The organism is Pseudomonas sp. HMSC057H01 (genome assembly GCF_001836405.1).
Classification (GTDB): Bacteria; Pseudomonadota; Gammaproteobacteria; order Pseudomonadales; family Pseudomonadaceae; genus Pseudomonas; species Pseudomonas aeruginosa.
Genome location: NZ_KV828450.1, coordinates 41,226 through 67,013 on the forward strand (window position 1 = coordinate 41,226; position 25,788 = coordinate 67,013).

Below are 25,788 nucleotides of genomic sequence, written 5' to 3' on the forward strand. Positions count from 1 at the left end.
GTAGGGCGAATAACGCCAGCGGCGTTATCCGCCGATGCGCCGCCCTGCAAGGGGAACGCCAACCCAAAAAAGCCCGGCTATTGCCGGGCTTTTTCATGCGCGCGCGTCGGTGGCCGATCAGGCCTCCGGCTGTACCGGCACGTGGATCAGTTGCAGGCGCTCGCTGCTCCAGGCACGGGTGCTGTTGGTCAGCTCGATGTCGTTGTTCAGCTTGCGCCCGTAAGACGGCACGATTTCCTTCAGGCGTGCCTGCCACTCGGGGGTGGCGACCTTGTCCTTGAAGGCCTTCTCCAGCACCGACAGCATGATCGGTGCGGCGGTCGAGGCGCCCGGCGAGGCGCCGAGCAGGGCGGCGACGGAGCCGTCGGCGGCGGTCACCACTTCGGTGCCGAATTGCAGTACGCCGCCTTTCTCGGCGTCCTTCTTGATGATCTGCACGCGCTGGCCGGCCTGCACCAGCTTCCAGTCCTCGTCGCGGGCTTCCGGGAAGTACTCGCGCAGCGAGGCCATGCGGTCGTCCTGGCTGAGCATCAGCTGGCCGATCAGGTACTGGCTGAGATCGAAGTTGTCGATGCCGGCGTTGAACATCGGGCCGATGTTGCTGCTGGTCACCGAGCCCGGCAGGTCCCACAGCGAGCCGTTCTTCAGGAACTTGGTGGAGAAGGTGGCGAACGGACCGAACAGCAGAACCGGCTTGCCGTCGATCATGCGGGTGTCGAGGTGCGGCACCGACATCGGCGGCGAGCCCACCGAAGCCTTGCCGTAGACCTTGGCCAGATGGCGCTTGACCACGTCCGGGTTGGTGGTGGCGAGGAACGAACCGCCCACCGGGAAGCCGGCATAGCCTTCGGCCTCGGGGATACCGGACATCTGCAGCAGCTTCAGCGCGCCGCCACCGGCGCCGATGAAGACGAACCTGGCCTTGACGCTGGTTTCCTTGTCGCCGTTGGCCAGGTCGGCCATGGTCACGGTCCAGGTGTTGTCGTCGTTGCGCTTGAGGTCGCGGACCTCATGTTGCAGGCGCAGCTTGAAGGTGTCCTTGGCCGACAGCGAGCCCACCAGCTGGCGGGTGATCTCGCCGAAGTTGACGTCGGTGCCGATCGACATGCGCGTGGCGGCGATCTTCTGCCCCGGCTCGCGGCCTTCCATCACCAGCGGCACCCACTGCTTGATCTGCTCGGGGTCTTCCGAGTACTCCATGCCGCGGAACAGCGAGCTGTGCTGCAGGGCGGCGTGGCGCTTCTTGAGGAAGGCGACGTTGTCGTCGCCCCAGACGAAGCTCATGTGCGGGACGTTGTTGATGAACGACTTCGGATCGTTCAGCACCTTGCGGTCGACCTGGTAGGCCCAGAACTGCTTGGAGATCTCGAAGTTCTCGTTGATCGCCACCGCCTTGCTGATATCCATCGAGCCGTCCGCGGCCTCGCTGGTGTAGTTCAGTTCGCAGAACGCCGAGTGACCGGTGCCCGCGTTGTTCCAGCCGTTGGAGCTTTCCTCGGCGACCTTGTCCAGGCGCTCGACCATCTCGATGGTCCAGCCCGGTTCCAGTTCGTTCAGATAGGTACCCAGGGTGGCGCTCATGATGCCGCCACCGATCAGGAGCACGTCGACCGGTTTTTCCGATTCGACGCTGTTTTTGGAGCAACCCAGCACGCTGACGCACAAAAGCATCAATAAGATTTTTTTCATGGATTTACCGCTAGAAAACGTGGAGAAGCGTGGATACGCACGACGTGGCAGGTATTCACCGGGTGAATGATACTGGAACTCACCCCCGATGTGAGTGCGTTCACATGCGGTGACATTTGCCTCGGCGTTCCGCCGAGAATACTTGCCTTCCCTTTCTTGAACGTTTCAGCCGCCGGGAAATAAATTCCGCGCCTGTATCGTTTCAGTGGGAACCCGGCGCCTGGATTTCCGCCGATTGGCGCATCCTGCGGATATACGCGTCGATTTCCCGCTCCGCGTCGAAACGGGTGAAGTAGGGACCTTCCAGGGTCCCTTCGCGGGTGGAGAAGAAGTACTGGCCATTCACCGAACTTATGCGATCGCTGCGGAAGCGGGTGGCCGGGACGGGATCGGTGGAACGTTTCCCCAACATGGCGGCGACTCCTGGATGGCGGGCCAAGGTGATTTCAGTGTAGGCGGGGGTTGGCCGGGCGGCAGGCCGGCGGACGAAAGGAGACGGATTTCCAGGCGAAGGGTTGGGTATTCTATTTTTGGTTATAAGAAAATCTTAATTTATTCTTTTTAACGTCGAACGGCCTTGGGCATAGTGGGTTCCAACACGAACAAGGAGTGACCCCATGAGCCTCAGACTCGGCGACATCGCCCCCGATTTCGAACAGGATTCCAGCGAAGGGCGCATCCGCCTCCACGAATGGCTGGGCGACAGCTGGGGCGTGCTGTTCTCCCACCCGGCCGACTTCACCCCGGTGTGCACCACCGAGCTGGGCTTCACCGCCAAGCTCAAGGACCAGTTCGCCCAGCGCGGGGTCAAGGTCCTGGCGCTGTCGGTGGACCCGGTGGACTCGCACCTGAAGTGGATCGACGATATCAACGAGACCCAGGACACCCGGGTCAACTTCCCGATCATCGCCGACGCCGATCGCAAGGTCTCCGAACTCTACGACCTGATCCACCCGAACGCCAACGACACGCTGACCGTGCGTTCGCTGTTCATCATCGACCCGAACAAGAAGGTGCGCCTGATCATCACCTACCCGGCGAGCACCGGGCGCAACTTCAACGAGATCCTCCGGGTGATCGATTCGCTGCAACTGACCGACGAGCACAAGGTCGCCACGCCGGCCAACTGGGAGGACGGCGACGAGGTAGTGATCGTGCCTTCGCTGAAGGACGAGGAAGAGATCAAGCGGCGTTTCCCCAAAGGCTACCGCGCGGTGAAGCCCTACCTGCGCCTGACGCCCCAGCCCAACCGCTGAGGCCGGATTCGTCCCGCCTGCATGGGCAGGCACGGCAGGCGGGACTTTTTATTCGACGGTGCGTGCCGTCATGCAACGCTGTTTAGCCACGAGCAGGGTTTTTGGCCGGTTTCGACCGGCCCTCTTTTTTATGTGCGCCAGCGCGTCGCCGCGACGCTTTCTATCCGCCATCCGTTTCCGAAACCGGCTCTGACTTGCCCGCCAGACGGGGAGAAGGCTCGCTCATCCACCTCCTTCCAGGAGCAGACGCATGATCGCCGCTCTCCGTCGCTGCCGGGCCTGGCTGGCCCTGCTCGCCGTTCTTGCCGTGTTTCCCGCGGCCGAAGCCGCCGACGCCCCCGCTGAAATCCGTCTCGACTATGCCTACTACGCCCCCACCAGCCTGGCGCTCAGGAAGTTCGGCTGGCTGGAGAAAAGCCTGGACGGCAGCGGAACCCGGGTGCGCTGGGTGTTCAGCCAGGGCAGCAACCGTTCCCTGGAGTACCTCAACGCCGGCAGCGTCGATTTCGCCTCGACCGCCGGCCTCGCCGCGGTACTCGCGCGGGCCAACGGCAGCCCGGTACGTACCGTATACGTCGCCAGCCGCCCGGAGTGGACCGCGCTGCTGGTGCGCAAGGATTCGCCGATCCGCAGCCTCGCCGAACTCAAGGGGCGCAAGGTGGCTGCCACCAAGGGCACCGATCCCTACCTGTTCCTGCTCCGCAGCCTGCACAGCGTGGGCCTGGACAAGAACGACCTGCGTATCGTCCACCTGCAGCATCCCGACGGCCGGGTAGCCCTGGAGAAGGGCCAGGTCGACGCCTGGGCCGGGCTCGATCCGCACATGGCGGCCAGCGAGTTGCAGGCCGGCTCGCGGCTGCTCTACCGCAACCTCGGCTTCAACAGCTACGGCGTGCTCAACGTCCGCGAGGATTTCGCCGAACGCCATCCGCAACTGATCCGCCAGGTGCTGGCGGCCTACGAGCAGGCGCGCCACTGGGTGATCGGGCACCCCGACGAGGCCGCGCAACTGCTTGCCGAGGAAGCCGGCCTGCCGCTGGAAGTGGCTCGCCTGCAACTGTCGCGCACCGATTTCAGCCAGCCGCTGCCGGGCGCCGAACAGGTCGCCGCGCTCAAGGCCGCGGCGCCGATCCTGGCGGACGAGCGCCTGGTGCGGCCGGGCGTGGACGTGCAGAAGGTGGTCGACGAACTGATCGCGCCGCAGTGGGCCGCCGAGGTCATCGGCGGTGTCCCGTTGGCGCGCACGGAGCCCTGAGCCATGGTCAGCCAGAGCCTGCGACTGGCCCGGCGAGTCTCGCGCCGGGCGTGGCGACTGCGCGTGCCGGGCGCCTGGCGGGCCTGGGCCTTGCCGCTGCTGGCACTATCGTCGTGGGAGGCGCTGGTGCGCCTGGGCTGGCTGCCGGCCTACCAGATGCCAGCGCCGAGCGGCATCCTGCTGACCCTGGTGGAACTGGCTCGCGGCGAGCTGTGGGGGCATGTCGGCGCGAGCCTGGCGCGGGTCGCCGCCGGTTTCGCGATCGGCAGCGGCCTGGCTCTGGCGGTCGGAACCTGGGTCGGCCTCAGTCGTCGCGCCGAAGCCTACCTCGAGCCGAGCTTCCAGGCCCTGCGGGCGATCCCCAGCCTGGCCTGGGTGCCCTTGCTGCTGCTCTGGTTCGGCATCGACGAGACGCCGAAGATCGTCCTCATCGCCCTCGGCGCCTTCTTCCCGGTCTACCTCGCGCTGGTCGCCGGGGTACGCGGGGTCGACCGCAAGTGGGTGGAATTGGGGCGGCTCTACCGTTTGTCGCGCTTCGCCCTGGTCCGCCGCATCCTCCTTCCGGCGGCGCTGCCGAACCTGTTCACCGGCCTGCGCGGAGCGCTCAGCCTGAGCTGGATGTTCCTCGTCGCGGCGGAGCTGATCGCCGCCACCCAGGGCCTCGGCTACCTGCTCAGCGACGGTCGGGAAACCTCGCGTCCGGACCTGGTGATCGCCGCGATCCTGGTCCTGGCGGCGCTCGGCAAGCTCAGCGACGGCCTGCTCCGCTCGCTGGAGCGCCGGGCCCTGCGCTGGCGCGACAGTTTCGACGGGGAGGGCGGCGCATGAGCGGCCTGCTCGACCTGCTGGAGATTCGCAAGGCCTATGGCGATACGCGGGTGCTGGAGGGCGTGGCGCTGTCGCTGGCGCCCGGCGAGGTGGTCAGCCTGCTCGGCCCCAGTGGTTGCGGCAAGAGCACCCTGCTGCGGATCGCCGCCGGACTGGACGATGACTTCCAGGGCACTGTCGAACGCAACCCGATCCTCGGCTTCGGCCCGGACGGCGAGAACGGCCGCAGCGGCGGAATCGGCGTGGTGTTCCAGGAGCCGCGCCTGTTGCCCTGGCTGACGGTGGCGCAGAACGTCGGTTTCGCCGACGGCTGGCTGGAGGACGAGCACTGGGTCGAGCGCCTGCTCGCCGATGTCGGACTGGCCGGCTGCGGAGGATTGCTGCCCAAGCAACTGTCCGGCGGCATGGCGCAGCGCGCGGCGATCGCTCGCGGTCTCTACGGACGGCCGCAGGTGCTGTTGCTCGACGAGCCGTTCAGCGCGGTCGACGCCTTCACCCGCATGCGCCTCCAGGACCTGCTGCAGGACGTGGTGCAGAACTACGAGATCAGCGTCCTGCTGGTCACCCACGATCTCGACGAGGCGTTCTATCTCGCCGACCGCGTGCTGCTGATGGGCGGCCGTCCCGGACACATCCGCCGCGAGTTCCACGTACCGCTGGCGCGTCCCCGCGATCGCCGGGCGGTGGAGCTGGCCTACTTGCGCGGCGAGGCCCTGACCGAAATGCAGCGGGCACACGTGCTCTGAGGCAAGACCCCGAACCGGGTTCTTATATGCTTTATGGAATAAATAAATGAATAAAAAACATTTATTGGAATATGAGGCCGCCTGTTAAGGTCTATGCAACTTGGTTAGCAAGCCAAACGAATATTCTGTTTTCCGGTTATAAGGAATCCCCCCATGCTCGTCGTTTCCATCGCCGGAAGTCCCAGCGTACGCTCCCGCTCCGGGGTGTTGCTGGAGCGTGCCAGGGACTGGCTGAGCCGTCGCGGCGTCGAGGTGGCCAGCCACCAGGTGCTGGATTTTCCCGCCGAGGACCTGCTGCGTGCCCGCCTCGACAGTCCGCCGGTACTGGCGCTGGCCGAGCAGATCGGCCGCGCCGACGGCCTGCTGGTCGCCACCCCGGTGTACAAGGCCTCGTTTTCCGGCGCGCTGAAGGTCCTGCTCGACCTGTTGCCCGAGCGCGCCCTGGAGCACAAGGTGGTGCTGCCGTTCGCCACCGGCGGCAGCAGCGCGCACATGCTGGCCGTGGACTACGCATTGAAGCCGGTACTGGCCGCGCTCAAGGCCCAGGAGGTGCTGCACGGCGTATTCGCCGTGGACAAGCAGATCGCCTACGCCACCGAGAGCGACCCGGCGCGCCTGGAGCCGGTCCTCGAGCAGCGCCTGGAAAACGCCCTGGAAACCTTCCACCTGGCCCTCTCGCGACGGCCGCAGCCGATCGACCCGCAGTTGCTCAACGAGCGCCTGGTGAACGCCCGCTGGAGCATCTGATCCGTCCGCCGCCAGCGCACGCGCGCCGCGGCCCGATTGCACAACGCACACACGACGACCTCACTGTTCCGTCAACGGCGCGGCAGGTTCGGCACCCACAACGACAAAGGAGAGCGCCATGCGCACCATCGCTTTGCGTCGTGGACTGGCGGCCCTGCTGGTGGCGGCCCTGTCCTACGGCGTCCAGGCCGACGAGAAGTCGGCCAACACCCTGCGGATCGGTTATCAGAAATACGGCACCCTGGTCCTGCTCAAGGCCCGCGGCACCCTGGAGAAACGTCTCGCCGAAGACGGCGTGAAGGTGCAATGGACCGAGTTTCCCGGCGGCCCGCAATTGCTCGAGGGACTCAATGTCGGCAGCATCGACTTCGGCGTGACCGGGGAAACCCCGCCGGTATTCGCCCAGGCCGCCGGCGCCGACCTGCTCTACGTGGCCTACGAACCGCCGGCGCCGACCAGCGAGGCGATCCTCCTGCCGAAGGACTCGCCGATTCGTTCGGTGGCCGAGCTGAAGGGCAGGAAAGTCGCCCTGAACAAGGGCTCCAACGTGCATTACCTGTTGGTCCGCGCCCTCGAGCAGGCCGGCCTGAAGTACAGCGACATCCAACCCGTCTACCTGCCGCCGGCCGACGCCCGCGCCGCCTTCGAGCGCCACAGCGTCGACGCCTGGGTGATCTGGGACCCCTACCAGGCCGCCGCCGAGAAGCAGTTGTCCGCGCGGGTCCTGGTGGATGGTCGCGAGCTGGTCGACAACCACCAGTTCTACCTCGCCACCCGGACTTACGCGCAACGGCATCCGCAGGTGCTCGACAAGCTGGTGGACGAGATCCGCCAGGTCGGCGACTGGTCGCGGGCCAACCCGCAGCAGGTGACCGAGCAGGTCGCGCCGCTGCTCGGGTTGCCCGCCGACATCACCCTGACCGCGGTGAAGCGCCAGGGCTACGGCGCGCAGTTGATCACCCCGGCGGTGGTCGAGGCGCAGCAGAAGATCGCCGACACCTTCACCCAGCTGAAGCTGATTCCCAAACCGCTGAGCATCAAGGACGTGATCTGGACGCCATCGGCCGGCAAGGTCGCCAGCGCCCCCTGAGCCCGTACCGCCCACATACCGACACGATCATCGCGCGGCTACGCCACGCCGGCGCGCTCACCCTGGAGTCAATTGCGATGAGCCTCGAGATTTTCTGGTTCCTTCCCACCCACGGCGACGGCCACTACCTGGGCACCACCCAGGGCGCCCGTGCCGTCGACCACGGCTACCTGCAGCAGATCGCCCAGGCCGCCGACCGCCTGGGCTTCGGCGGCGTACTGATCCCCACCGGACGTTCCTGCGAGGACTCCTGGCTGGTCGCCGCCTCGCTGATCCCGGTAACCCAGCGCCTGAAGTTCCTCGTCGCGCTGCGTCCCGGGATCATTTCGCCGACCGTCGCCGCGCGCCAGGCGGCGACCCTGGACCGGCTGTCCAACGGCCGCGCGCTGTTCAACCTGGTCACCGGCGGCGATCCCGACGAACTGGCTGGCGACGGCCTGCACCTGAGCCACGCCGAACGCTACGAGGCGTCGGTCGAATTCACCCGCATCTGGCGTCGCGTGCTGGAGGGCGAGACCGTCGACTACGCCGGCAAGCACATCCAGGTGAAGGGGGCCAAGCTCCTCTATCCGCCGTTGCAGCAGCCGCGTCCGCCGCTGTACTTCGGCGGCTCCTCGGAGGCCGCCCAGGACCTCGCCGCCGAGCAGGTCGAGCTGTACCTGACCTGGGGCGAGCCGCCGGCGGCGGTTGCCGAGAAGATCGCCCAGGTACGCGAGAAGGCCGCCCGCCAGGGCCGCCAGGTGCGCTTCGGGATCCGCCTGCACGTGATCGTCCGCGAGACCAGCGAGGAAGCCTGGCAGGCCGCCGATCGCCTGATCGCGCACCTCGACGACGACACCATCGCCCGCGCCCAGGCCTCCCTGGCGCGCTTCGACTCGGTCGGCCAGCAACGCATGGCCGCGCTGCACGGCGGTTCGCGCGACAACCTGGAAGTCAGCCCCAATCTCTGGGCCGGCGTCGGCCTGGTACGCGGCGGCGCCGGCACCGCGCTGGTCGGCGACGGACCGACGGTGGCGGCGCGGGTCAGGGAGTACGCCGAGCTGGGCATCGATACCTTCATCTTCTCCGGCTACCCGCATCTGGAAGAGTCCTACCGGGTCGCCGAACTGCTGTTCCCGCACCTCGACGTGCAGCGCCCGGCGCAGCCCGAGGGACGCGGCTATGTCAGCCCGTTCGGCGAGATGGTGGCCAACGACATCCTGCCCCGGCAGGCCGCGCAGAGTTGAGAGCGGTCGGAGCGAACGACATGAGCATTTCCAAACGACTGGCCGAGCGCCTGGCGCCCTGGGCGCTGCCGCTGGTCCTGCTGGCGGTGTGGCAGGCGGCGGTGGAGTTCGGCTGGCTGTCCAGCCGCATCCTCCCCGCGCCCAGCGCCGTGCTCGAGGCCGGCTGGGCGCTGCTGCGCAGCGGCGAGATCTGGCAGCACCTGGCGATCAGCGGCTGGCGCGCGGCGATCGGCTTTCTCATCGGCGGCACCATCGGCCTGGTGCTGGGCTTCGTCACCGGCCTGTCGAAGTGGGGCGAACGCTTCCTCGACAGTTCGGTGCAGATGATCCGCAACGTGCCGCACCTGGCGCTGATCCCGCTGGTGATCCTGTGGTTCGGCATCGACGAGTCGGCGAAGATCTTCCTGGTCGCCCTCGGCACGCTGTTCCCGATCTACCTGAACACCTACCACGGCATCCGCGGCATCGACCCCGGCCTGCTGGAGATGGCGCGCAGCTACGGGTTGTCCGGCTTCGCCCTGTTCCGCCAGGTGATCCTGCCCGGCGCGCTGCCGTCGATCCTGGTCGGGGTGCGCTTCGCCCTCGGCTTCATGTGGTTGACCCTGATCGTCGCCGAGACCATTTCCGCCAGCTCTGGCATCGGTTACCTGGCGATGAACGCCCGCGAGTTCCTGCAGACCGACGTGGTGGTCCTGGCGATCCTGCTCTATGCCGTCCTCGGCAAGCTCGCCGACCTCGCCGCCCGCGGTCTGGAACGCGTCTGGCTACGCTGGCACCCGGCCTACCAGGTCAAGGGAGGTGGCGCATGAACGCCCACAACGCCGCCCTTGGCGGCACTCCGCAGCGCCTCAAGCGCGGTATCCCGCTGGCCCTGCGCGGAGTGGCGCGGCGCTTCGGCGAGCGCGAGGTGCTCAAGGACATCGACCTGCTGGTTCCGGCCGGGCAGTTCGTCGCCATCGTCGGCCGCAGCGGCTGCGGCAAGAGCACCCTGCTGCGCCTGCTGGCCGGCCTCGACCAGCCCAGCCGCGGCGAGTTGCTGGCCGGCTCGGCGGCGCTGGCCGAGGCCCGCGAGGACACCCGGCTGATGTTCCAGGACTCGCGCCTGCTGCCGTGGAAGCGGGTGATCGACAACGTCGGCCTCGGCCTGCGCGGCGACTGGCGGGCGAAGGCCCGGCAGGCGCTGCGGGCGGTCGGCCTGGCCGAGCGTGCCAACGAGTGGCCGGCGGCCCTGTCCGGCGGGCAGAAGCAACGCGTCGCGCTGGCTCGCGCGCTGATCCACGAGCCGCGCCTGCTGTTGCTCGACGAGCCGCTCGGCGCGCTCGATGCGCTGACCCGGATCGAGATGCAGCAACTGATCGAAGGACTCTGGCGCGAACACGGTTTCACCGTCCTGCTGGTCACCCACGACGTCAGCGAGGCGGTGGCGGTGGCCGACCGGGTGATCCTCATCGAGGACGGCGAGATCGGCCTCGACCTGCCGGTGGAACTGCCCCGGCCGCGCTCGCGTGGCTCGGCACGACTGGCCGCGCTGGAAGCCGAAGTGCTCAACCGGGTGCTGGCGCAGCCGGAGCTGCCGCCGCAACCCGAACCCGTTTCACCCCTGCCCACGCAACTGCGCTGGGCGCTCTAAGCAACCATGCCTCGTTCCGAATCCCCCCAGGAGAAACGCCATGACCATCAAAGCCATCAACGTTCGTAACCAGTTCAAGGGCACCGTGAAGGAAATCATCGAAGGGCCGGTATTGTCCGAGATCGACGTGCAGACCGCCGCCGGGATCGTCACTTCGGTGATCACCACGCGTTCGGTGAAGGAACTGGAGCTGGCCATCGGTAGCGAAGTGATCGCCTTCGTCAAGTCCACCGAGGTATCCATCGCCAAGCTGTGACGCTGGCTGCGCCGCGCTTGCGGCGGCGAGAAGGGCGGGGCCCCCGATGGGGCCCCGCCTTTTTTCGTCGCGTATCGGCAAGGCCGGCCGGTGGCGACGGCTGGCGTGGGTCGCTATGGAGCGGTCGGTAGGGCGAATAACCGCTCGCGGTCATCCGCCGTGGGGTCGACCGGGACTTCTCAGCCCCGGCGCGACAGGGGCTGGCGCTCGAAATGCACGCCGGCCAGGCCGGTCTGTTGCAGGGCGCGGATGTTGGCGTGGTCGTCGCCTTCCGGGTTGTCGCGCACCGCACGGTAGTGCTCGCCGAAGGCCAGCAGGGTTTCCTCGAGGCTGAGGCCTTCGAGGATGGCGAAGCCCAGGGTCTTGCAGGAACCTTCGTTCTGCCCGGCCGGGTTGCTCACGCTGCCGTTGTCGAAGGCGCTCGGCGTGTAGCTGTAGTGCTCGGCGATGAACGCCAGGGTGTCGGTGAACAGGTGGTGTTCGCTGCGCAGACGCGCGCGGAAGTCGGTCAGGGTCATCGAAACAGGCTCATGGTGTCTGGGGCAGGGTTGGCAAGGGGCCCGGTGGCCTCAGGCGTTGCCCTGGCTCTTGGCGAAGGCGGCCTGTTGTTCCGGGCTCGCTTCTTTCTGGTACTTGGCTTTCCACTCGGCATAGGGCATGCCGTAGATCTCTTCGCGGGCCTGGTCATTGCTGACTTCCACCCCGAGGTCGTCGGCGGCGGCCTTGTACCACTTGGACAGGCAGTTGCGGCAGAAACCGGCGAGGTTCATCAGGTCGATGTTCTGCACGTCCTTCCGGGTCTGCAAATGATGGACCAGGGTGCGGAAGGCGGCGGCTTCGAGTTCCAGGCGTTGCTGTTCGGTGAGGTTGGCTGCGGTCATGGCGGTGTTTCTCGACGATGGCTCGGGGCAGGGTGAAGGCACAGGGCCAGGTCCGGCGATGATAAGAGTTGGCGCGGCCGGCGGGCAACGCTTGTGCGCGTCTTCGCGCGGTTCGCTCGTCGGCCGCCTCAGCGGTGGCCGGCGAGGGTGATCGAGACCGACTCGGCGAAGCGCAGCGCGTGCGGCTTGTCCACTTCCACCTCGGCGTAGCGCACCGCCGGGTTCTCCATCACCAGGTCGAGGATTTCCTGGGTCATCCGTTCGAGCAGGGCGAAGCGGTTCTCCTCGACGTGGCGGATGATCGCCTTGGTGATGGTGCGGTAGTTCAGCGCGTGCTCGATGTCGTTGACCTCCACGGCGTCCGCGGCCGGGTAGAGGATGGTCAGGTTGATCAGCACGTCCTGCTTGTTGAGGATTTCCTCCTCCTTGATCCCGATGAAGGTGCGCAGGCGCAGGTCCTTGACGCGGATTCGCGCCATTCCCGGTTCCAGTCGCGGCATGTCACTTGCTCCTTCCGATCAATTGCAGAAATTCCTGGCGGGTGGTGTTCGAGTCGCGGAACGCGCCGAGCATCACCGAGGTGAACATCTGCGAGTTCTGCTTCTCCACCCCGCGCATCATCATGCACATGTGCTGGGCCTCGATCACTACCGCCACGCCGGCGGCGCTGGTCACCTGGCGGACCGCCTCGGCGATCTGCCGGGTGAGGTTCTCCTGGATCTGCAGGCGGCGGGCGAACATGTCGACGATCCGCGCCACCTTCGACAGGCCGAGCACCTTGCCGGTGGGAATGTACGCCACATGAGCCTTGCCGATGAAGGGCAGGAGGTGGTGTTCGCACAGGGAGTACAGCTCGATGTCGCGGACGATGACCATTTCATCGTTGTCCGAGGCGAACAGCGCGCCGTTGACGATTTCCTCCAGGGTCTGGCCATAGCCGTGGCAGAGGTACTGCATGGCCTTGGCCGCGCGCTTCGGGGTGTCGAGCAGGCCTTCGCGCTGCGGGTCTTCGCCGAGACCGACGAGGATCTCCCGGTAATGCTGGGAAAGTGCTGGGTTCATAAGGGGTCCTTGGCGCCTCACTTGACGTGGCGGCCGCCGTTCACGGTCAGGGTGGTCCCGGTGACGTAGGGGTTGTCCAACAGGTAGCGAAGGCTCTGGTAGATGACTTCCGGCCCCGGCTCGATGCCGAGGGCGGATTTCGCCAGGGTGCGGGCGCGGTATTCGGCGTCGTCCCCGTCGTTGAACATCACCAGCGCCGGTGAAATGGCGTTGACCTTGATCCTCGGCGCGAAGCGCGCGGCGAACGACAGGGTCAGGTTGTCCAGCCCGGCCTTGCTCGCGCAGTAGGCGATGCGCCGGGCGCTGCCCTTGCGCGCCACGTCGTCGGTGAGGTGGACGATGTCGGCGGGCTGCGAGCGTTCCAGCAGCTCGGCGCAGTGCAGGTTGATCAGGTAGGGCGCGAGCATGTGCACGCAGAACAGTTGCTGGAACGCCTCGGCTTCGTGGCCGGGCGTCTCGGCGACCCAGTCCGAGGCGTTGTGGACGATCGCTCGCAGGCTGTCGGTATGCTGCCGGAGGGACCCGATGAAGGCGAAGATGCCGGCCTCGCTGGCGAAGTCGGCGTGCAGGGTCAGCGCGCCGGCCTGGCGCAGTTCGTCCAGCGCCGGGCGTTCGCTGCGGTAGCTGACGATCACCGACTCGCCGTCGGCCAGCAGGCGGCGGGCGCAATGCAGGCCGACACGCTGGCTGGCGCCGGTGATCAGGATCGGGGCTGTCGCCATGGGACTCTCACAGCAGGCGAAGGGAATCGGATGGATGCAGGGTACCCGACTGAGCCAGTCGGGCAAAGCCTTGCGCTACGGCCCACCCCGCCGGGGTGGGCGGCAAGCCGTCAGTGCGCTTCCGGCAGGCTGGCGGCGCGCTGCGGGCGGCGGTGCAGCCAAGGGGCGAGCAGACGGCTGGAGAGGGGAATGAACCAGTAGGTCATCAACGGGGTGAGGACCAGCGTGCTGAGCAGCACCCGCGCGGCCAGCGACAGCTCGCCGAGGTAGGGGCCGGCGCCGAGGTTGAAGGCCAGCGAGACCGGGAAGAACGCCAGCCAGATCGCCACGCTCTGCTTCCAGCGCGGCGGTTTGCGGTTGTCGTCGAACCAGGCGGCGAGTCCGTGGGCGCGGTGCTCGCGCGGTTCGTCGAAGAGTCCCTGGCCGCGTTCGAGCCAGGCCTGGCGCGAGGCGGAGTGGGCCCAGGCGGCGAGGGTGGCGTCGTCGGCGAAGCGAAAGATCATCTGGAATTCGTCTCCGCCAGCGGGCGGCGCCAGCGCCCCGGAGCCGAGGTAGCCGGGGAAGTCGGCGGCGAGGGCTTCGCCTTCGCGCTGCCAGGCGAGGAAGTCGCGGTAACGGCCGGCGGCGACGCGGCGGGCCACCAGCAGGGTAACGGGAGCGGTAGACATCGTGTATCTCCTGGAACGGTTGAGCGCGCTTCGTGGGCGCCCTCGGACAACGGCGCAGCGCCGGGGGTGGTGGGCTGCGTCGGAGGACAGGCAAGGATCGTTCCCGCCGTGGTGGCGAAGGTTCGCTGCCGTGTCTACGGCAGCGCGATGACATCCCGATGACAGGGCGCGCACCGAAATGGTGCTTTTGTGGCCTGTCTGCATTGATTCGGTGCGTCCCGCTCGGCGAACGCATGCGGCATAATGCCCGGCTTACCCCTGTTGGCTTACGGAGTGTTCATGAAAGTCGCCATTCTCTCCGGCTCGGTCTACGGCACCGCCGAAGAAGTCGCCCGGCACGCCCAGAAATTGCTGTCCGCGGCCGGCCTCGAGGCCTCCCATCTGCCCCGCGCCAGCCTCGACGAACTCAAGGCCTTCGCCCCCGAGGCATTCCTGGTGGTGACCTCGACCACCGGCATGGGCGAACTGCCGGACAACCTGCAACCGCTGTACTACGCGATCCGCGACCAACTGCCGGCCTGGCACGGCCTGCCGGGTGGGGTCATCGGCCTGGGCGATTCGAGCTACGGCGACACGTTCTGCGGTGGCGGCGAGCAGGTTCGCGAACTGTTCGGCGAACTGGGCGTGCGCGAAGTGCTGCCGATGCTGCGCCTGGATGCCAGCGAAACCGTTACCCCCGAGACCGACGCCGAGCCTTGGCTGGCCGAGTTCGCCGCCGCCCTCAAGGGCTGATCCCGGGCGTACCCCGCCGAGGCGGCGGATAACCGCGTGGCGGTTATTCGCCCTACACGGGGAGGGAGCAAGCGGTAGGGCGAATAACGCCTCCAGGCGTTATCCGCCTAGCTTCTGCCGAGCTGGCGGTTATTCATCTTACGCCGGGCTTTCCTCCAGCGGCTGCTCGCGCAGCAGCTCCAGCCAGGCCTGCGCCGCCCGCGACAGGTAGCCGCCCCGGCGCCAGATGAAGGCGATGTCCCAGCGCAGGTCCGGCTCCCTGAGCAGGACCCGCACCACTCCCGGGCGTTCGATCTCGCGAGCGATCGCCCGCGGTAGCAGCACCACCCCCTGGTTGGCCGCCACCAGCGCGCCGAGGAAGTCGGCCTGGCCGCTGCGGCCGCCTTCGCGCGGGCTGAAGCCGGCATCCAGGCAGGCGCGCAGCAGGCGGTCGTTGAGGGTGAAGCTCTGCTGGTAGAGCAGGAACGGGCTGTCCGCCAGTTCGCCGAGGGCGACGCTGGCGGCAGCGGCCTTGGGATGCCCGGCCGGCAGCAGCACGTCCAGCGGTTCGTTGCAGAACGGCTGGTAGTCGAAGCCGTCGTCCGCCGGGGTGAGGCTGCCGGCCAGTTCCAGCTCGCCGGCCAGCACCGCCTGCTCCATGGTCTTGCTGCCGCCTTCCACCAGGTGCACGGCGATGTTCGGATAGCGCCGCCGGTATTCGGCGAAGCGTTGGGCGAACAGCGCGTCGGCACCGAGCAATGGCAGGCCCAGGCGCAGTTCGCCGCGGTTGAGTTGGCTGAGGTCGTCCAGTTCGCTGAGCAGGTCGCGGCGCAGCCGCAGCATCTCCTCGGCGCGGCGAAACACCACGGCGCCGGCGTCGGTCAGGCGCACGTGCGGCCCGTTGCGTTCCAATACCTGCACGCCAAGGCTCTGCTCCAGTTGGGCGACCTGCTTGCTGATGGTCGACTGGCTGGCGTGGCGGACCTGAGCCGCCTGGGTGAAGCTGCCCTGGCGGACCACTTCGACGAAGCTGCGGAGTTGACGGAATTCCATTCTGGAATGGCTCTCATGCGGACAATTCGCTTTGGGGATGATAGGCCGGGCCTTATCCTTTCTCCATCCCCGATTTCCCAGCCAAGGCCCTTCCCATGTTGCCCCCGCTCGTCCGCCGTCTGTCCCGCCTTGCCGCCGAACTGGCGGTACTCATCGCCTTCTGGTGGGCCGGCGGCTGGCTGGCGAAGGCCATCGGCCTGCCGCTGCCGGGCGGGGTGGTCGGCCTGGCGGCGCTGTTGCTGCTGTTCGCCAGCGGCCTGCTGCGTCCGGCCTGGCTGCAGGCCGGCGCCGGCCTGTTGCTGGCGGAGATGTTGCTGTTCTTCATCCCGGCGCTGATGAGCCTGCTCGACTACGGCGCGCTGCTACGCAGCGAGGGCTGGCGCATCCTCCTGGTGATCATGCTCAGCACCCTGCTGGTGATGCTGGTCACCGCGGTGTCGGTGGAGTGGATGTGCCGCTGGAGGGCGCGCCATGAGTCTCGATAAGCAAGCCCTGTTCTGGTTGGCGGCGACCGTCGGCGGCTACCTGCTGAGCCGCCAGCTGTACCGCCGGGTGAAGTGGTACTGGCTGTCGCCCATCGTGTTCGTCCCGGTGCTGCTCTACGCCCTGGCGATTCCCACCCATACCCGCTACGCCGACTACGCCCGCGACACCAATTGGCTGGTGGCGCTGCTCGGTCCGGCGACGGTGGCCTTCGCCATCCCGATCTGGCAGCAGCGCGAGCTGCTGATGCGCCACTGGCCGGCGCTGCTGGCCGGGATGTTCGCCGGCACCGCAGTGGCCATCGGCAGCTCCTGGGCGCTGGCCCAGGCCCTGGCGCTGGACGGCCAGGTCACGCTGTCGTTGCTGCCGCGCTCGATCACCACGCCGTTCGCCATGGAGATGTCCCACGACCTGGGTGGCGTGCCAGAACTGACCGCCGCCTTCGTGATGATCACCGGGGTGTTCGGCGCGGTGATCGGCGGCACCCTGCTGCGCGTCCTGCGCTTGCGCACGCCGCTGGCCCGCGGCGCGCTGTTCGGCGTCGGCGCGCACGGCGCCGGCACCAGTCGGGCCTACGAGTTCGGCGGCGAGGAAGGTTCGGCGGCCGGTCTGCTGATGGTTCTCACCGGGCTGTTCAACCTGCTGGTCGCACCCCTGGTCGCCCACTGCCTGTAGCCTGCGCGCATAGGCCGGCTGAATCCTCCGCCATTCAGCCGGCGCGCGAGTGTAAGCCCGGCGACAGTCGCCGGAGGAGGGCGGGGCTAGACTGCGGGCATCCGATAACGACAAAAGAGGATGCCGCCGTGACCGCCGTTCACTCCCTGCCCGCCGATGTGCAAGCCCAGGTCTCCGCCGCCGAATGGCAGACCCGCGTCGATCTCGCTGCCTGCTACCGGCTGGTCGCCCTGCACGGTTGGGACGACCTGATCTTCACCCACATCTCGGCCAAGGTGCCGGGCACCGAGGACTTCCTGATCAACCCGTTCGGCCTGATGTTCCACGAGATCACCGCCTCCAGCCTGGTGAAGGTGGACGCCAGCGGCAAGAAGCTGATGGACAGCCCCTACGAGATCAACCCGGCCGGCTACACCATCCACAGCGCGGTGCACGAGGTCCGCCATGACGTCGAATGCGTGCTGCACACCCATACCGCCGCGGGGATCGCGGTGTCCTGCCAGAAGCAGGGCCTGTTGCCGCTGTCGCAGCAATCGTTGTTCGTGCTCTCCAGCCTGTCCTACCACGCCTACGAGGGCGTCGCCCTGAACCATGAGGAAAAGGCCCGCCTGCAGGCTGACCTGGGGACCAGCAACTTCCTGATCCTGCCCAACCACGGCCTGCTCACCTGCGGCGGTTCCATCGCCGATACCTTCCTCATGATGTTCACTCTGCAACGCGCCTGCGAGGTACAGGTGATGGCGCAGAGCGGCGGCGCCGAGCTGATCCACATCCCGGGGCAGATCCTCGCCGGCGCGCGCGACATGATCGCCGGGGTGATGCGCAGCAAGACCGGCATGGGCGGCCAGCTCGCCTGGCCGGCGCTGCTGCGCAAGCTCGACCAGCAGAACCCGGGCTACCGCCAGTGACCGCGGCGCTGCCCGGCATTCCCCTGGAGGCCTGGCGGAGGCGCGGCCGCACTCTGGATTTCAAGGGCTTCCCGATCCGCTACTGGGAAGCCGGGCAGGGTCGGCCGTTGCTGCTGATCCACGGTTTTCCCAGCGCCGCCTGGGACTGGCACTACCTCTGGGAGCCGCTGGCGCAGCGCTACCGCGTGCTGGTCTGCGACCTGCTCGGCTTCGGCGATTCGGCCAAGCCGCGCGCCCATCGCTACAGCCTGCTGGAGCAGGCCGACCTGCAACAGGGGCTGCTCGGCCGCCTGGGAGTCGACGAGCCGCTGCACGTGCTGGCCCACGACTACGGCGACAGCGTCGCCCAGGAACTGCTCGCCCGCCATCACGAAGGCCGGCTGCGGCTCGCCTCCTGCGTGTTCCTCAATGGTGGGCTGTTCCCGGAAACGCACCGCCCGGTGCTCAGCCAGAAGCTGTTGCTGAGCCCGTTGGGCGGGCTGTTCGGCCGGCTGTTCGACCGCCGCGCCCTGGCGCGCAACTTCGCCAAGGTCTTCGGCCCGCGCAGCCAGCCCGGCGAGACCGAGCTGGATGCCTTCTGGAGCCTGATCGAAAGCAACCAGGGGCAGCGGGTGATGCATCGCCTGATCCGCTACATCGTCGACCGCCGCGAGCAGCGTGAGCGCTGGGTGGCGGCGTTGCAGCACGGCGGGGTGCCGTTGCGGGTGATCGACGGAGCCGTCGACCCGATCTCCGGGGCGCACATGGTCGAGCGCTACCGGCAACTGGTCGCCGATGCCGACTGCGTGCTGCTCGATGGCATCGGCCATTATCCGCAGATCGAAGCGCCGGCGGCGGTGCTCGAACATTACCTGGCGTTTCGCGCCCGACTGGATGATTCAGAGTTTTCTTAAGCGAGTTTGAGATTGCAGCAAGTGCCATCGCGCAAGGATCGGGGCTAGGGTGCTGGCGCCTCGCTGGAGGAGGCGTTTCGTCACCCATGGAGGTCTCCATGCACGATCCCGTTTCTCCCTTGCGCGTGTTCGACGAGGGCTCCTGGTTGTTCCGCCAGATGGTGCAGGCGCAGCCGTTCATCCGCCAGTCCGGGATGGTCCTCGCCGAACTCGGCCTGCTGCTGGCGCTCGGGCTCGGCTACCTGTGCTGGCAGGAAGGCAGTCGCTGGTACGCCGTCGGCGCCGGCTTCGCGTTGCTCGGCAGCCTGCTGCTGGTGGTGGTCCGGCACAACTACGACTGGTGGCTGTTCAAGCTCGGCCCGCGTGGCCGGCTGTACATTCCGTTCGACTGAAGCGGAACATCCCGCTGCCTTATCGGGCGCCATTCATGGCGGCGCGAAGCCTTGTCCCCGCCGGCGGGCTGGCCGACACTCGGGCAATCCTTCCTACTGCCCTGGAGTCCCGAACATGAGCGATGCCCTGCGTTTCGACGACCAAGTCGTGATCGTCACCGGAGCCGGCGGCGGCCTTGGCCGCGCCCATGCCCTGCTGTTCGCGAAGCATGGCGCCAGGGTGGTGGTCAACGACCTCGGCGGCAGCACCCATGGCGAAGGCGCCAGTGCCTCGGCGGCGGACAAGGTGGTGGCGGAGATCCGTGCCGCCGGCGGCACCGCGGTGGCCAACCACGACTCGGTCACGGACGGCGGCAGGATCGTGGAGAACGCGCTGGACGCCTTCGGCCGCGTCGACGTGGTGGTCAACAATGCCGGCATCCTGCGTGACAAGACCTTCCACAAGATGGAGGACGCCGACTGGGACCTGGTCTACCAGGTGCATGTCGAAGGCGCCTACAAGGTCACTCGCGCCGCCTGGCCGCACTTGCGCGAGCAGGCCTACGGGCGGGTGGTGTTCACCTCCTCGACCTCGGGCATCTACGGCAACTTCGGCCAGAGCAACTACGGCATGGCCAAGCTCGGCCTCTACGGCCTGACCCGCACCCTGGCCCTGGAAGGGCGCAAGAACAATATCCTGGTCAACGCCATCGCCCCCACCGGCGGTACGCGGATGACCGAGGGGCTGATCCCGCCGCAGGTCTTCGAGCAGCTCAAGCCGGAGCTGGTCAGCCCACTGGTGGTCTACCTCGGCAGCTCGGCCTGCGAGGATACCTCGGGGCTCTATGAGGTCGGCGGTGGCTGGATCGGCAAGGTGCGCTGGGAGCGCAGCCTGGGCTTCGGCTTCGATCCGAAGGCCGGCTTCGATGCCGAGGACGTGGCCGCGCACTGGCAGCAGATCTGCGACTTCGAGAACGCCGCGCACCCGGCGGACAACGTCGAGGCGCTCCGTGAAATGATGGCCAACCTGCAGAAGCACGCGCTCTGAGACGCCCGGCGGATGCGGCGCGGCCGCGGGAAAAGGACTAAGGTGAAGACCGGCTGACGCCGGTCTTCTGCCATCCGGCCGGTGTCTTTTTTCGCTTTTTCCGCAGGGAGTCTGTCATGAGTGTCATCGTCGAACGCAACGGCCCGGTCACCACCCTGGTCATCGCTCGCCCGGAGCGGCGCAATGCGGTGGACCGGCCGACCGCCCAGGCCCTGGCCGACGCCCTGCGCGAGTTCGAAGCGGACGATACGGCGCGGGTCGCGGTACTCACCGGCAGCGGCGGCAATTTCTGCGCCGGCGCCGACCTGGCGGCGGTAGCCGAGGATGGCGAGCGGCGCAATCGTCTGGAGGCGGAGGGCGACGGGCCGATGGGGCCGAGCCGCATGCAGCTCGGCAAGCCGCTGATCGCCGCCATCGAAGGCTATGCGGTGGCCGGCGGGCTGGAGCTGGCGCTGCTCGCCGACCTGCGGGTGATGGCCGAGGACGCCATCTGCGGAGTGTTCTGCCGGCGTTTCGGGGTGCCGCTGATCGATGGCGGCAGCGTGCGCCTGCCGCGGATCGTCGGGCAGGGCCGGGCGCTCGACCTGATCCTCACCGGGCGTCCGGTGAAGGCCGACGAAGCGTTGCAGATCGGCCTGGCCAACCGGGTGGTGCCGAGCGGTTCGGCGCGAGCCGAGGCCGAGGAGCTGGCGGCGGAACTCGCCGCCTTCCCGCAGACCTGCATGCTCGCCGACCGCGCCAGCGTATATGCGCAGTGGGAACTGTCCTTCGACGTGGCCCTGGCCAACGAATTCCAGGGCGGACTGGCGGTGATCGAGAGCGGCGAGACCCTGGAGGGCGCGCAGCGCTTCAAGGACGGCGAGGGGCGCCACGGGCGCTTCGAGTGACGCCGTCGCGCCGCCCGGGCTAGCGGTGGATGATCACGTAGCTCTTGCGCACGGTTTCCTGCACATCCCACACGCCGAGACTGTTCTCCGGCAGCAGCAGGGCATCGCCGGCCTCGATGCGGATGGTCTCGCCGCCGTCCGGGGTGAAGGTGCAGCGGCCTTGCAGGAAGTGGCAGAACTCCTGCTCGACGATCTGCCGCCGCCAGCGTCCGGGGGTGCATTCCCAGATGCCGGTTTCCACCTGGTCGGTGCGCTCCACGGCGTAGGCGCGGGTCTGCGCGACCGGCTCGCCAAGGGGCACCGCGACCGGGCTGGCGGCGCCAAGATCGGCGCCGGCGGTATTTTTCAGAAGGGTCAGGGCCATGCGGTTTTTCCTCTGTGGGAGGTGGAGGGGATTCTCAGCGCATCAGGCTTTCCATGCCGGCCGCGAGGGTTTGCGCCAGGCTGCGGCGCCAGGGCGCGCTGTGCGGATCGGCAAGGACCCGGTCCTCATGGACGAAACTGCGGATGATCGCGTTGTAGCCGAGCCAGCGGCAGGGTTCCGGTTCCCAGCGGGCCAGGCTGTCCAGTGGACGCTCGCCCAGCACCCAGGGCTGCCGCAGCAGCTCGCTGTCCTCGCCGAGGATCAGCGCGGCCAGGGTGCGGCCGCCGAGGTTGCTGGCGCCGACCCCTTCGCCGCCGTAGCCGCCGGAGAGGGCGATGCCACTGGCGCGGTCGAGCAGCATGTGCGGGCGGAAGCGCCGGGCCATGCCGAGGTTGCCGCCCCAGGTGTGGCTGATCCTGGCGTCCTTGAGCTGCGGGAAGAGTTCGCCGAACAGGTAGCGACGCAGGCCGACTTCCTCGTCGTCGAGGCTGAAGTCGTTGCGCAGCTTGCCGCCGAAGCGGTAGCCGCCCCGCGCGCCGAAGGCCAGGCGGTCGTCGGCGGTGCGCTGGCCGTAGGTGACCTGGCGGCTGAATTCGCTGAAGGCCTGGCCGCGCTCCAGGCCGATCTCCGCCCAGACCGACGACGGCAGCGGCTCGGTGGCCACCAGCAGACTCTGCACCGGCAACTGGTAGTGGCCCAGTGGCGGCAGGCTGGCGGCATAGCCTTCCACCGCCGGCACGATCCATTCGGCGCGCAGTTCGCCGCGCTCGGTGCGCAGCAGGCCGCGTTGCCAGTGCAGCACCCGGCTCTTCTCGAACAGGCGCACGCCCAGGCGCTCCACCGCGCGGGCCAGGCCGCGCGCGAGCCTGGCCGGCTGGATGGTGGCGCAGTGCGGCGAATGGATCGCCCCGTAGCTGCCGGGGATGCGCAACTGCTGGTCGAGTTCCTGCGGCGTCAGCCAGCGGTAGTCGCTTTCGTCCAGGCCTTCGGCATAGAGATCATGCAGATAGGCGCGCAGGCGGCGTTCCTGTTCCGGGTAGCGCGCCGCGCAGTAGAGCACGCCGCCCTTGCGGTAGTCGCAGTCGATGCCTTCCTCTTGCAGCACCCGCGCGACCTCGTCGGGAATCCCGTGCAGCAGGTCGTAGCCGGCCCGGCGCCGTTCCGGCGGCAAGCCGGCGAGCAGGCCGTCCTCGCCGAGCAGGTTGCCCATCAGCCAGCCGCCGTTGCGCCCCGAGGCGCCGAAGCCGGCGGTTTCCGCCTCGACGATGGCGACGCGCAACTGCGGCGCCCGGCGCTTCAGGTAATAGGCGGTCCAGAGGCCGGTGTAGCCGGCGCCGACGATGGCCACGTCGACCTCGAGGGATTCTTCCAGGGACGGGCGCGCTTCGAGCGGATCGTCCAGTTGATTCATCCACAGGCTGAGGTGGCGCCAGGCCGACATAGAGGGCTCCATCGCGAGAGGGAAGGGGGAATGCGGCGAGAGTAGGAAGATGCCGTGCGCCTGTCGTGCGCGCGGGTCCGCTGGGAAATCTCAGCGGCGCGACGACAGGCGCTTCAGGTATTCGCGCGGAGACTGGCCGGTGTGCTGGCGGAAGCAGCGGTAGAAGGCCGACAGCGAATTGAAGCCGGCGGCGAAGGCCAGTTCGTCGACCCGTCCGGGCAGCTCGCCGGAAAGCTGGCCGAGCAGGTGTTGCAGGCGGGTCTGGTTGACGTACTGGTAGAAGCTCAGGCCGAGCACCTGGTTGAGCAGGTAGGAAATCTGGTTGCGCGTATAACCGGTGGCGTTGGCCACCTGGGTCAGGTCCAGGTCCGGATCGAGATAGGGCTGGGCCTGCTGGAAGTAGTGCTCCAGGTCGCGCGCCAGCAGGCTCAGCTGCTTGGCCGAAAGCCCCAGGCGGCTGGCCGGCGGCCGGCCGTCGCCGCCGGCCTGGGCTCCGCCGCCGCTTTCGTGGACCAGCGAGGCGTATTCGTTGATGCGCCAGATCAGGCCGTCGCGCACGGTGATCGCCTCGCTGGCGCGGAACGAAGCCAGGCGGCCGCTGAGGGTCACCCGCAGGCGGTACTGGATGAAGGCGGTATCGCCGTCGAAGCGGATACGGTCGGTGTGCTCCAGCGACTCGTCGGGGCCCTTGGGCATGGTCGCCTCGACGTACTCGCGAAGATCGGCCAGGCGCATCCGGCGGTTCTGGAAGAAGTCGTTGTATTCGACCTCGGGATGATAGAGCGCCATCACCGCGTCGATGTCGCGGTGCTTCCAACTGAGGTGGTAGCGCATGACCGTCTCGCGGGTGGCGTCGGCGAGGTCGCGGTCGGCGGGAATGGTCTGTTCGGGCTGCATGCAGCGAAGGATGCCATCGCCGCCGCCGGCGGAACAGTGCCGCGCCGTCATCCATGCACTGGATGACGGCGTATCCATCCTGCATATGGCGTTCGCCGAGGCGCTTTCCAGGGCCCCTGTTCACTCTTTCGGGCGACAGCCGGAATACCTCCTTGGTGCGCTTACCGCCGTTCGGGTCGCTGGGTAGGGTGTAGCCACCTCGACCCTGTCAGGAGAGCCGCATGACAACAACAAAAAGGCGCGGAATCTTCCCTCTGCACGCACTCGCTGCGGCCACAGCCCTGGGTTGCGCCACCCAGGCCTCGGCCGTGTCATTCAACATCGGGGAGATCGAAGGGCAATTCGACTCGTCGCTGTCGGTGGGGGCCAGCTGGTCCATGCGTTCCGCCGACAAGGACTACATCGGCACCCGCAACGGCGGCCACGCCTCGTCGCAGACCTCCGACGACGGCCGGCTCAACTTCAAGAAGGGTGAAACCTTCTCGAAGATCTTCAAGGGCATCCACGATCTCGAACTCAAGTACGGCGACACCGGCGCGTTCTTCCGTGGCAAGTACTGGTACGACTTCGAGCTGAAGGACGAACACCGCCTGCTCTACGACATCGACGACCACAACCGCAAGGAGGGCGCCAAGTCCTCCGGGGCGCAGCTGCTCGATGCCTTCCTCTACCACAACTACAGCATCGGCGACCTGCCCGGCAGCGTGCGGGTCGGCAAGCAGGTGGTGAGCTGGGGCGAGAGCACGTTCATCCAGAACTCGATCAACAGCATCAACCCGATGGACGTCGCCGCGTTCCGCCGGCCCGGCGCGGAGATCAAGGAAGGCCTGATCCCGGTGAACATGCTCTACCTGTCCCAGGGCATCAGCGACGCGCTGACCGTCGAAGGCTTCTACCAACTGGAATGGGACCAGACGGTGATCGACAACTGCGGCACCTTCTTCTCCACCACCGACGTGGTCGCCGATGGCTGCGAGCGGATGGTCTACGCCGGCAGCGACTTCGACCCGAACCCGGCCAACGGCTACCGCTACCTGCCGCGCGCCGGCGATCGCGATGCCCGCGACAGCGGCCAGTGGGGCCTGGCCCTGCGCTGGTACGCGGCGGAGCTGAACGACACCGAGTTCGGCCTGTACGCGATGAACTACCACAGTCGCAACCCGTACTACAGCGTGATCGCCGGCAACGGCCTGGCCACCTCCGACCCGGTCACCGGGCGCTCCACCGGCTATTACTTCATCGACTATCCCGAGGACATCCGCCTCTACGGCCTGAGCTTCCAGACCAACATCGGCAGCACCTCGGTGGCCGGCGAGCTGAGCTACCGGCCGAACATGCCGCTACAAATCAACAGCACCGACATGTCGATCGCCGCGATCTACCCGACCACCCTGTTCGGTAACCCGATCTACGACAGCGGCTTCGCCACCCCGCGCGCCGGCGAGGTGATCAACGGCTACGTGCGCAAGCCGGTGACCCAGGCACAGGTGACCGTCACCCAGTTCTTCGACCGGGTACTGGCGGCCGACCGCCTGACCGTGGTCGGCGAAGTCGGCTACAACCACCTCAGCGGGGTCGACGGCGACGACCTGCGCTACGGCCGCGACGCCATCTACGGCATCGGCGAACTGCCGAACAACGCCTTGTGCACCGGCGCGCTCAACGTGGCCAACCCGCAGGAGTGCAACAGCCACGGTTTCTACACCCGCAACTCGTGGGGCTACCGCCTGCGCGGGATCCTCGAATATCCCAACGTGTTCGCCGGGGTCAACCTGAAGCCGAACCTGGCCTGGTCGCACGACGTCGAGGGCTACGGGCCGAACTTCAGCGAGGGCGCCAAGGCCGTCAGCGTCGGCCTCGATGCCGACTACCAGAACACCTATACCGCCAGCATCAGCTACACCGACTTCTTCGGCGGCAACTACAACCCGATCAACGACCGCGACTTCCTCGCGGTGAGCTTCGGGGTGAACTTCTGAGGTCCGCCGCCCCTCGGGGCGG

Annotated in this window: 31 protein-coding genes; 19 read left to right on the top strand and 12 right to left on the bottom strand. The window is 67.5% G+C overall.

Annotated elements, in window-relative coordinates:
- Window positions 1–117: 117 nt before the first annotated feature.
- Together HMPREF2581_RS11815 and HMPREF2581_RS11820 are read right to left on the bottom strand one after the other, a co-directional pair.
- A complete protein-coding gene (locus HMPREF2581_RS11815; RefSeq protein WP_003091930.1) occupies window positions 118–1,689 on the bottom strand; it encodes a malate:quinone oxidoreductase in 1,572 nt (523 codons plus the stop codon).
- A gap of 202 nt (window positions 1,690–1,891) precedes the next feature.
- The gene (locus tag HMPREF2581_RS11820) at window positions 1,892–2,101 is read right to left on the bottom strand and encodes a DUF6316 family protein (protein WP_003091929.1); all 210 of its coding nucleotides are present in this window, start codon (window positions 2,099–2,101) and stop codon (window positions 1,892–1,894) included.
- A gap of 205 nt (window positions 2,102–2,306) precedes the next feature.
- Here HMPREF2581_RS11820 and HMPREF2581_RS11825 point away from each other — a divergent pair, with 205 nt between their 5' ends.
- The 10 genes from HMPREF2581_RS11825 to HMPREF2581_RS11870 all read left to right on the top strand — a co-directional run bounded on the left by HMPREF2581_RS11825 (window position 2,307) and on the right by HMPREF2581_RS11870 (window position 10,723).
- A complete protein-coding gene (locus HMPREF2581_RS11825; RefSeq protein WP_003091927.1) occupies window positions 2,307–2,945 on the top strand; it encodes a peroxiredoxin in 639 nt (212 codons plus the stop codon).
- 250 nt (window positions 2,946–3,195) lie between these two features.
- Entirely contained in the window at window positions 3,196–4,200 is a 1,005-nt protein-coding gene (locus HMPREF2581_RS11830) for an aliphatic sulfonate ABC transporter substrate-binding protein (protein ID WP_003138200.1), read from the top strand.
- A gap of 3 nt (window positions 4,201–4,203) precedes the next feature.
- The gene (locus HMPREF2581_RS11835) at window positions 4,204–5,028 is read left to right on the top strand and encodes an ABC transporter permease (RefSeq protein WP_003091924.1); all 825 of its coding nucleotides are present in this window, start codon (window positions 4,204–4,206) and stop codon (window positions 5,026–5,028) included.
- Complete coding sequence (locus HMPREF2581_RS11840; RefSeq protein ID WP_003091922.1) at window positions 5,025–5,774, top strand: ABC transporter ATP-binding protein; 750 nt, start codon at window positions 5,025–5,027, stop codon at window positions 5,772–5,774. The genes HMPREF2581_RS11835 and HMPREF2581_RS11840 overlap by 4 nt, the downstream gene beginning before the upstream one ends.
- 153 nt (window positions 5,775–5,927) lie before the next feature.
- Window positions 5,928–6,521 carry an NADPH-dependent FMN reductase gene (gene ssuE, locus HMPREF2581_RS11845; protein ID WP_003091915.1) on the top strand — a complete coding sequence of 198 codons (594 nt, stop codon included), beginning with the start codon at window positions 5,928–5,930 and terminating at the stop codon, window positions 6,519–6,521.
- A 118-nt stretch (window positions 6,522–6,639) separates the two neighbouring features.
- Window positions 6,640–7,611 (top strand): sulfonate ABC transporter substrate-binding protein, encoded by a 972-nt coding sequence (locus HMPREF2581_RS11850; protein WP_003111308.1) that lies wholly within the window; start codon window positions 6,640–6,642, stop codon window positions 7,609–7,611.
- Window positions 7,612–7,688: 77 nt separating this feature from the next.
- Complete coding sequence (gene ssuD / locus HMPREF2581_RS11855) at window positions 7,689–8,837, top strand: FMNH2-dependent alkanesulfonate monooxygenase (RefSeq protein ID WP_003091910.1); 1,149 nt, start codon at window positions 7,689–7,691, stop codon at window positions 8,835–8,837.
- Between the two features lie 20 nt (window positions 8,838–8,857).
- Window positions 8,858–9,646, top strand: coding sequence for an aliphatic sulfonate ABC transporter permease SsuC (ssuC, locus tag HMPREF2581_RS11860; RefSeq protein WP_003091909.1), 789 nt, complete (start codon window positions 8,858–8,860; stop codon window positions 9,644–9,646).
- On the top strand, window positions 9,643–10,467 hold the full coding sequence (gene ssuB, locus HMPREF2581_RS11865; RefSeq protein WP_003117544.1) for an aliphatic sulfonates ABC transporter ATP-binding protein: 825 nt from the start codon (window positions 9,643–9,645) through the stop codon (window positions 10,465–10,467). The genes ssuC and ssuB overlap by 4 nt, the downstream gene beginning before the upstream one ends.
- A gap of 40 nt (window positions 10,468–10,507) precedes the next feature.
- Window positions 10,508–10,723 (top strand): TOBE domain-containing protein, encoded by a 216-nt coding sequence (locus tag HMPREF2581_RS11870; RefSeq protein WP_003091900.1) that lies wholly within the window; start codon window positions 10,508–10,510, stop codon window positions 10,721–10,723.
- Window positions 10,724–10,902: 179 nt separating this feature from the next.
- On the opposite strand, the gene HMPREF2581_RS11875 is transcribed toward HMPREF2581_RS11870, so the two are convergent.
- The 6 genes from HMPREF2581_RS11875 to HMPREF2581_RS11900 all read right to left on the bottom strand — a co-directional run bounded on the left by HMPREF2581_RS11875 (window position 10,903) and on the right by HMPREF2581_RS11900 (window position 14,056).
- Window positions 10,903–11,241, bottom strand: a complete 339-nt coding sequence (locus HMPREF2581_RS11875) for a HopJ type III effector protein (RefSeq protein WP_003091899.1) — start codon at window positions 11,239–11,241, stop codon at window positions 10,903–10,905.
- Window positions 11,242–11,292: 51 nt separating this feature from the next.
- Window positions 11,293–11,604, bottom strand: coding sequence for a DUF1244 domain-containing protein (locus tag HMPREF2581_RS11880; protein ID WP_003091898.1), 312 nt, complete (start codon window positions 11,602–11,604; stop codon window positions 11,293–11,295).
- A gap of 128 nt (window positions 11,605–11,732) precedes the next feature.
- On the bottom strand, window positions 11,733–12,104 hold the full coding sequence (gene folX / locus HMPREF2581_RS11885; RefSeq protein WP_003091897.1) for a dihydroneopterin triphosphate 2'-epimerase: 372 nt from the start codon (window positions 12,102–12,104) through the stop codon (window positions 11,733–11,735).
- Between the two features lies 1 nt (window position 12,105).
- Entirely contained in the window at window positions 12,106–12,666 is a 561-nt protein-coding gene (folE, locus tag HMPREF2581_RS11890) for a GTP cyclohydrolase I FolE (protein WP_003091896.1), read from the bottom strand.
- 17 nt (window positions 12,667–12,683) lie between these two features.
- Window positions 12,684–13,388 (bottom strand): dihydromonapterin reductase, encoded by a 705-nt coding sequence (gene folM, locus HMPREF2581_RS11895; RefSeq protein ID WP_003138201.1) that lies wholly within the window; start codon window positions 13,386–13,388, stop codon window positions 12,684–12,686.
- A 110-nt stretch (window positions 13,389–13,498) separates the two neighbouring features.
- Complete coding sequence (locus HMPREF2581_RS11900) at window positions 13,499–14,056, bottom strand: putative antibiotic biosynthesis monooxygenase (RefSeq protein WP_003111015.1); 558 nt, start codon at window positions 14,054–14,056, stop codon at window positions 13,499–13,501.
- Window positions 14,057–14,335: 279 nt separating this feature from the next.
- Between HMPREF2581_RS11900 and HMPREF2581_RS11905 the strand changes: the two genes are divergently transcribed.
- Window positions 14,336–14,788, top strand: coding sequence for a flavodoxin (locus HMPREF2581_RS11905; RefSeq protein WP_003102319.1), 453 nt, complete (start codon window positions 14,336–14,338; stop codon window positions 14,786–14,788).
- Window positions 14,789–14,926: 138 nt separating this feature from the next.
- On the opposite strand, the gene HMPREF2581_RS11910 is transcribed toward HMPREF2581_RS11905, so the two are convergent.
- A complete protein-coding gene (locus tag HMPREF2581_RS11910; RefSeq protein WP_003138202.1) occupies window positions 14,927–15,820 on the bottom strand; it encodes a LysR family transcriptional regulator in 894 nt (297 codons plus the stop codon).
- 95 nt (window positions 15,821–15,915) lie between these two features.
- Here HMPREF2581_RS11910 and HMPREF2581_RS11915 point away from each other — a divergent pair, with 95 nt between their 5' ends.
- The 7 genes from HMPREF2581_RS11915 (at window position 15,916) to HMPREF2581_RS11945 (ending at window position 21,085) form a co-directional block, all read left to right on the top strand.
- The gene (locus HMPREF2581_RS11915) at window positions 15,916–16,305 is read left to right on the top strand and encodes a CidA/LrgA family protein (protein ID WP_003091885.1); all 390 of its coding nucleotides are present in this window, start codon (window positions 15,916–15,918) and stop codon (window positions 16,303–16,305) included.
- Complete coding sequence (locus HMPREF2581_RS11920) at window positions 16,292–16,978, top strand: LrgB family protein (protein ID WP_003102323.1); 687 nt, start codon at window positions 16,292–16,294, stop codon at window positions 16,976–16,978. Before HMPREF2581_RS11915 ends, HMPREF2581_RS11920 begins: the two co-directional genes overlap by 14 nt.
- A gap of 128 nt (window positions 16,979–17,106) precedes the next feature.
- On the top strand, window positions 17,107–17,886 hold the full coding sequence (locus HMPREF2581_RS11925; RefSeq protein WP_003091880.1) for a class II aldolase/adducin family protein: 780 nt from the start codon (window positions 17,107–17,109) through the stop codon (window positions 17,884–17,886).
- Window positions 17,883–18,779: an alpha/beta fold hydrolase gene (locus HMPREF2581_RS11930; protein WP_003138203.1), complete on the top strand. Its 897-nt coding sequence runs from the start codon at window positions 17,883–17,885 to the stop codon at window positions 18,777–18,779. Before HMPREF2581_RS11925 ends, HMPREF2581_RS11930 begins: the two co-directional genes overlap by 4 nt.
- A gap of 98 nt (window positions 18,780–18,877) precedes the next feature.
- A complete protein-coding gene (locus HMPREF2581_RS11935) occupies window positions 18,878–19,171 on the top strand; it encodes a hypothetical protein (RefSeq protein WP_003122196.1) in 294 nt (97 codons plus the stop codon).
- Window positions 19,172–19,286: 115 nt separating this feature from the next.
- Window positions 19,287–20,198 (top strand): SDR family oxidoreductase, encoded by a 912-nt coding sequence (locus tag HMPREF2581_RS11940; protein ID WP_003111019.1) that lies wholly within the window; start codon window positions 19,287–19,289, stop codon window positions 20,196–20,198.
- Window positions 20,199–20,314: 116 nt separating this feature from the next.
- Window positions 20,315–21,085, top strand: coding sequence for a crotonase/enoyl-CoA hydratase family protein (locus tag HMPREF2581_RS11945; protein WP_003091874.1), 771 nt, complete (start codon window positions 20,315–20,317; stop codon window positions 21,083–21,085).
- Window positions 21,086–21,104: 19 nt separating this feature from the next.
- Here the strand turns inward: HMPREF2581_RS11945 and HMPREF2581_RS11950 are convergent, their stop codons facing one another.
- The 3 genes from HMPREF2581_RS11950 to HMPREF2581_RS11960 form a co-directional block, all read right to left on the bottom strand.
- Window positions 21,105–21,449: a cupin domain-containing protein gene (locus HMPREF2581_RS11950; protein ID WP_003091873.1), complete on the bottom strand. Its 345-nt coding sequence runs from the start codon at window positions 21,447–21,449 to the stop codon at window positions 21,105–21,107.
- Window positions 21,450–21,483: 34 nt separating this feature from the next.
- Window positions 21,484–22,890 (bottom strand): NAD(P)/FAD-dependent oxidoreductase, encoded by a 1,407-nt coding sequence (locus tag HMPREF2581_RS11955; protein ID WP_003138204.1) that lies wholly within the window; start codon window positions 22,888–22,890, stop codon window positions 21,484–21,486.
- Window positions 22,891–22,980: 90 nt separating this feature from the next.
- Window positions 22,981–23,724, bottom strand: a complete 744-nt coding sequence (locus HMPREF2581_RS11960; RefSeq protein ID WP_003119583.1) for an AraC family transcriptional regulator — start codon at window positions 23,722–23,724, stop codon at window positions 22,981–22,983.
- 284 nt (window positions 23,725–24,008) lie between these two features.
- On the opposite strand from HMPREF2581_RS11960, the gene HMPREF2581_RS11965 reads away from it, so the two are divergent.
- Window positions 24,009–25,766: a DUF1302 domain-containing protein gene (locus tag HMPREF2581_RS11965; RefSeq protein ID WP_003102337.1), complete on the top strand. Its 1,758-nt coding sequence runs from the start codon at window positions 24,009–24,011 to the stop codon at window positions 25,764–25,766.
- The last annotated feature ends 22 nt before the right edge of the window (window positions 25,767–25,788 follow it).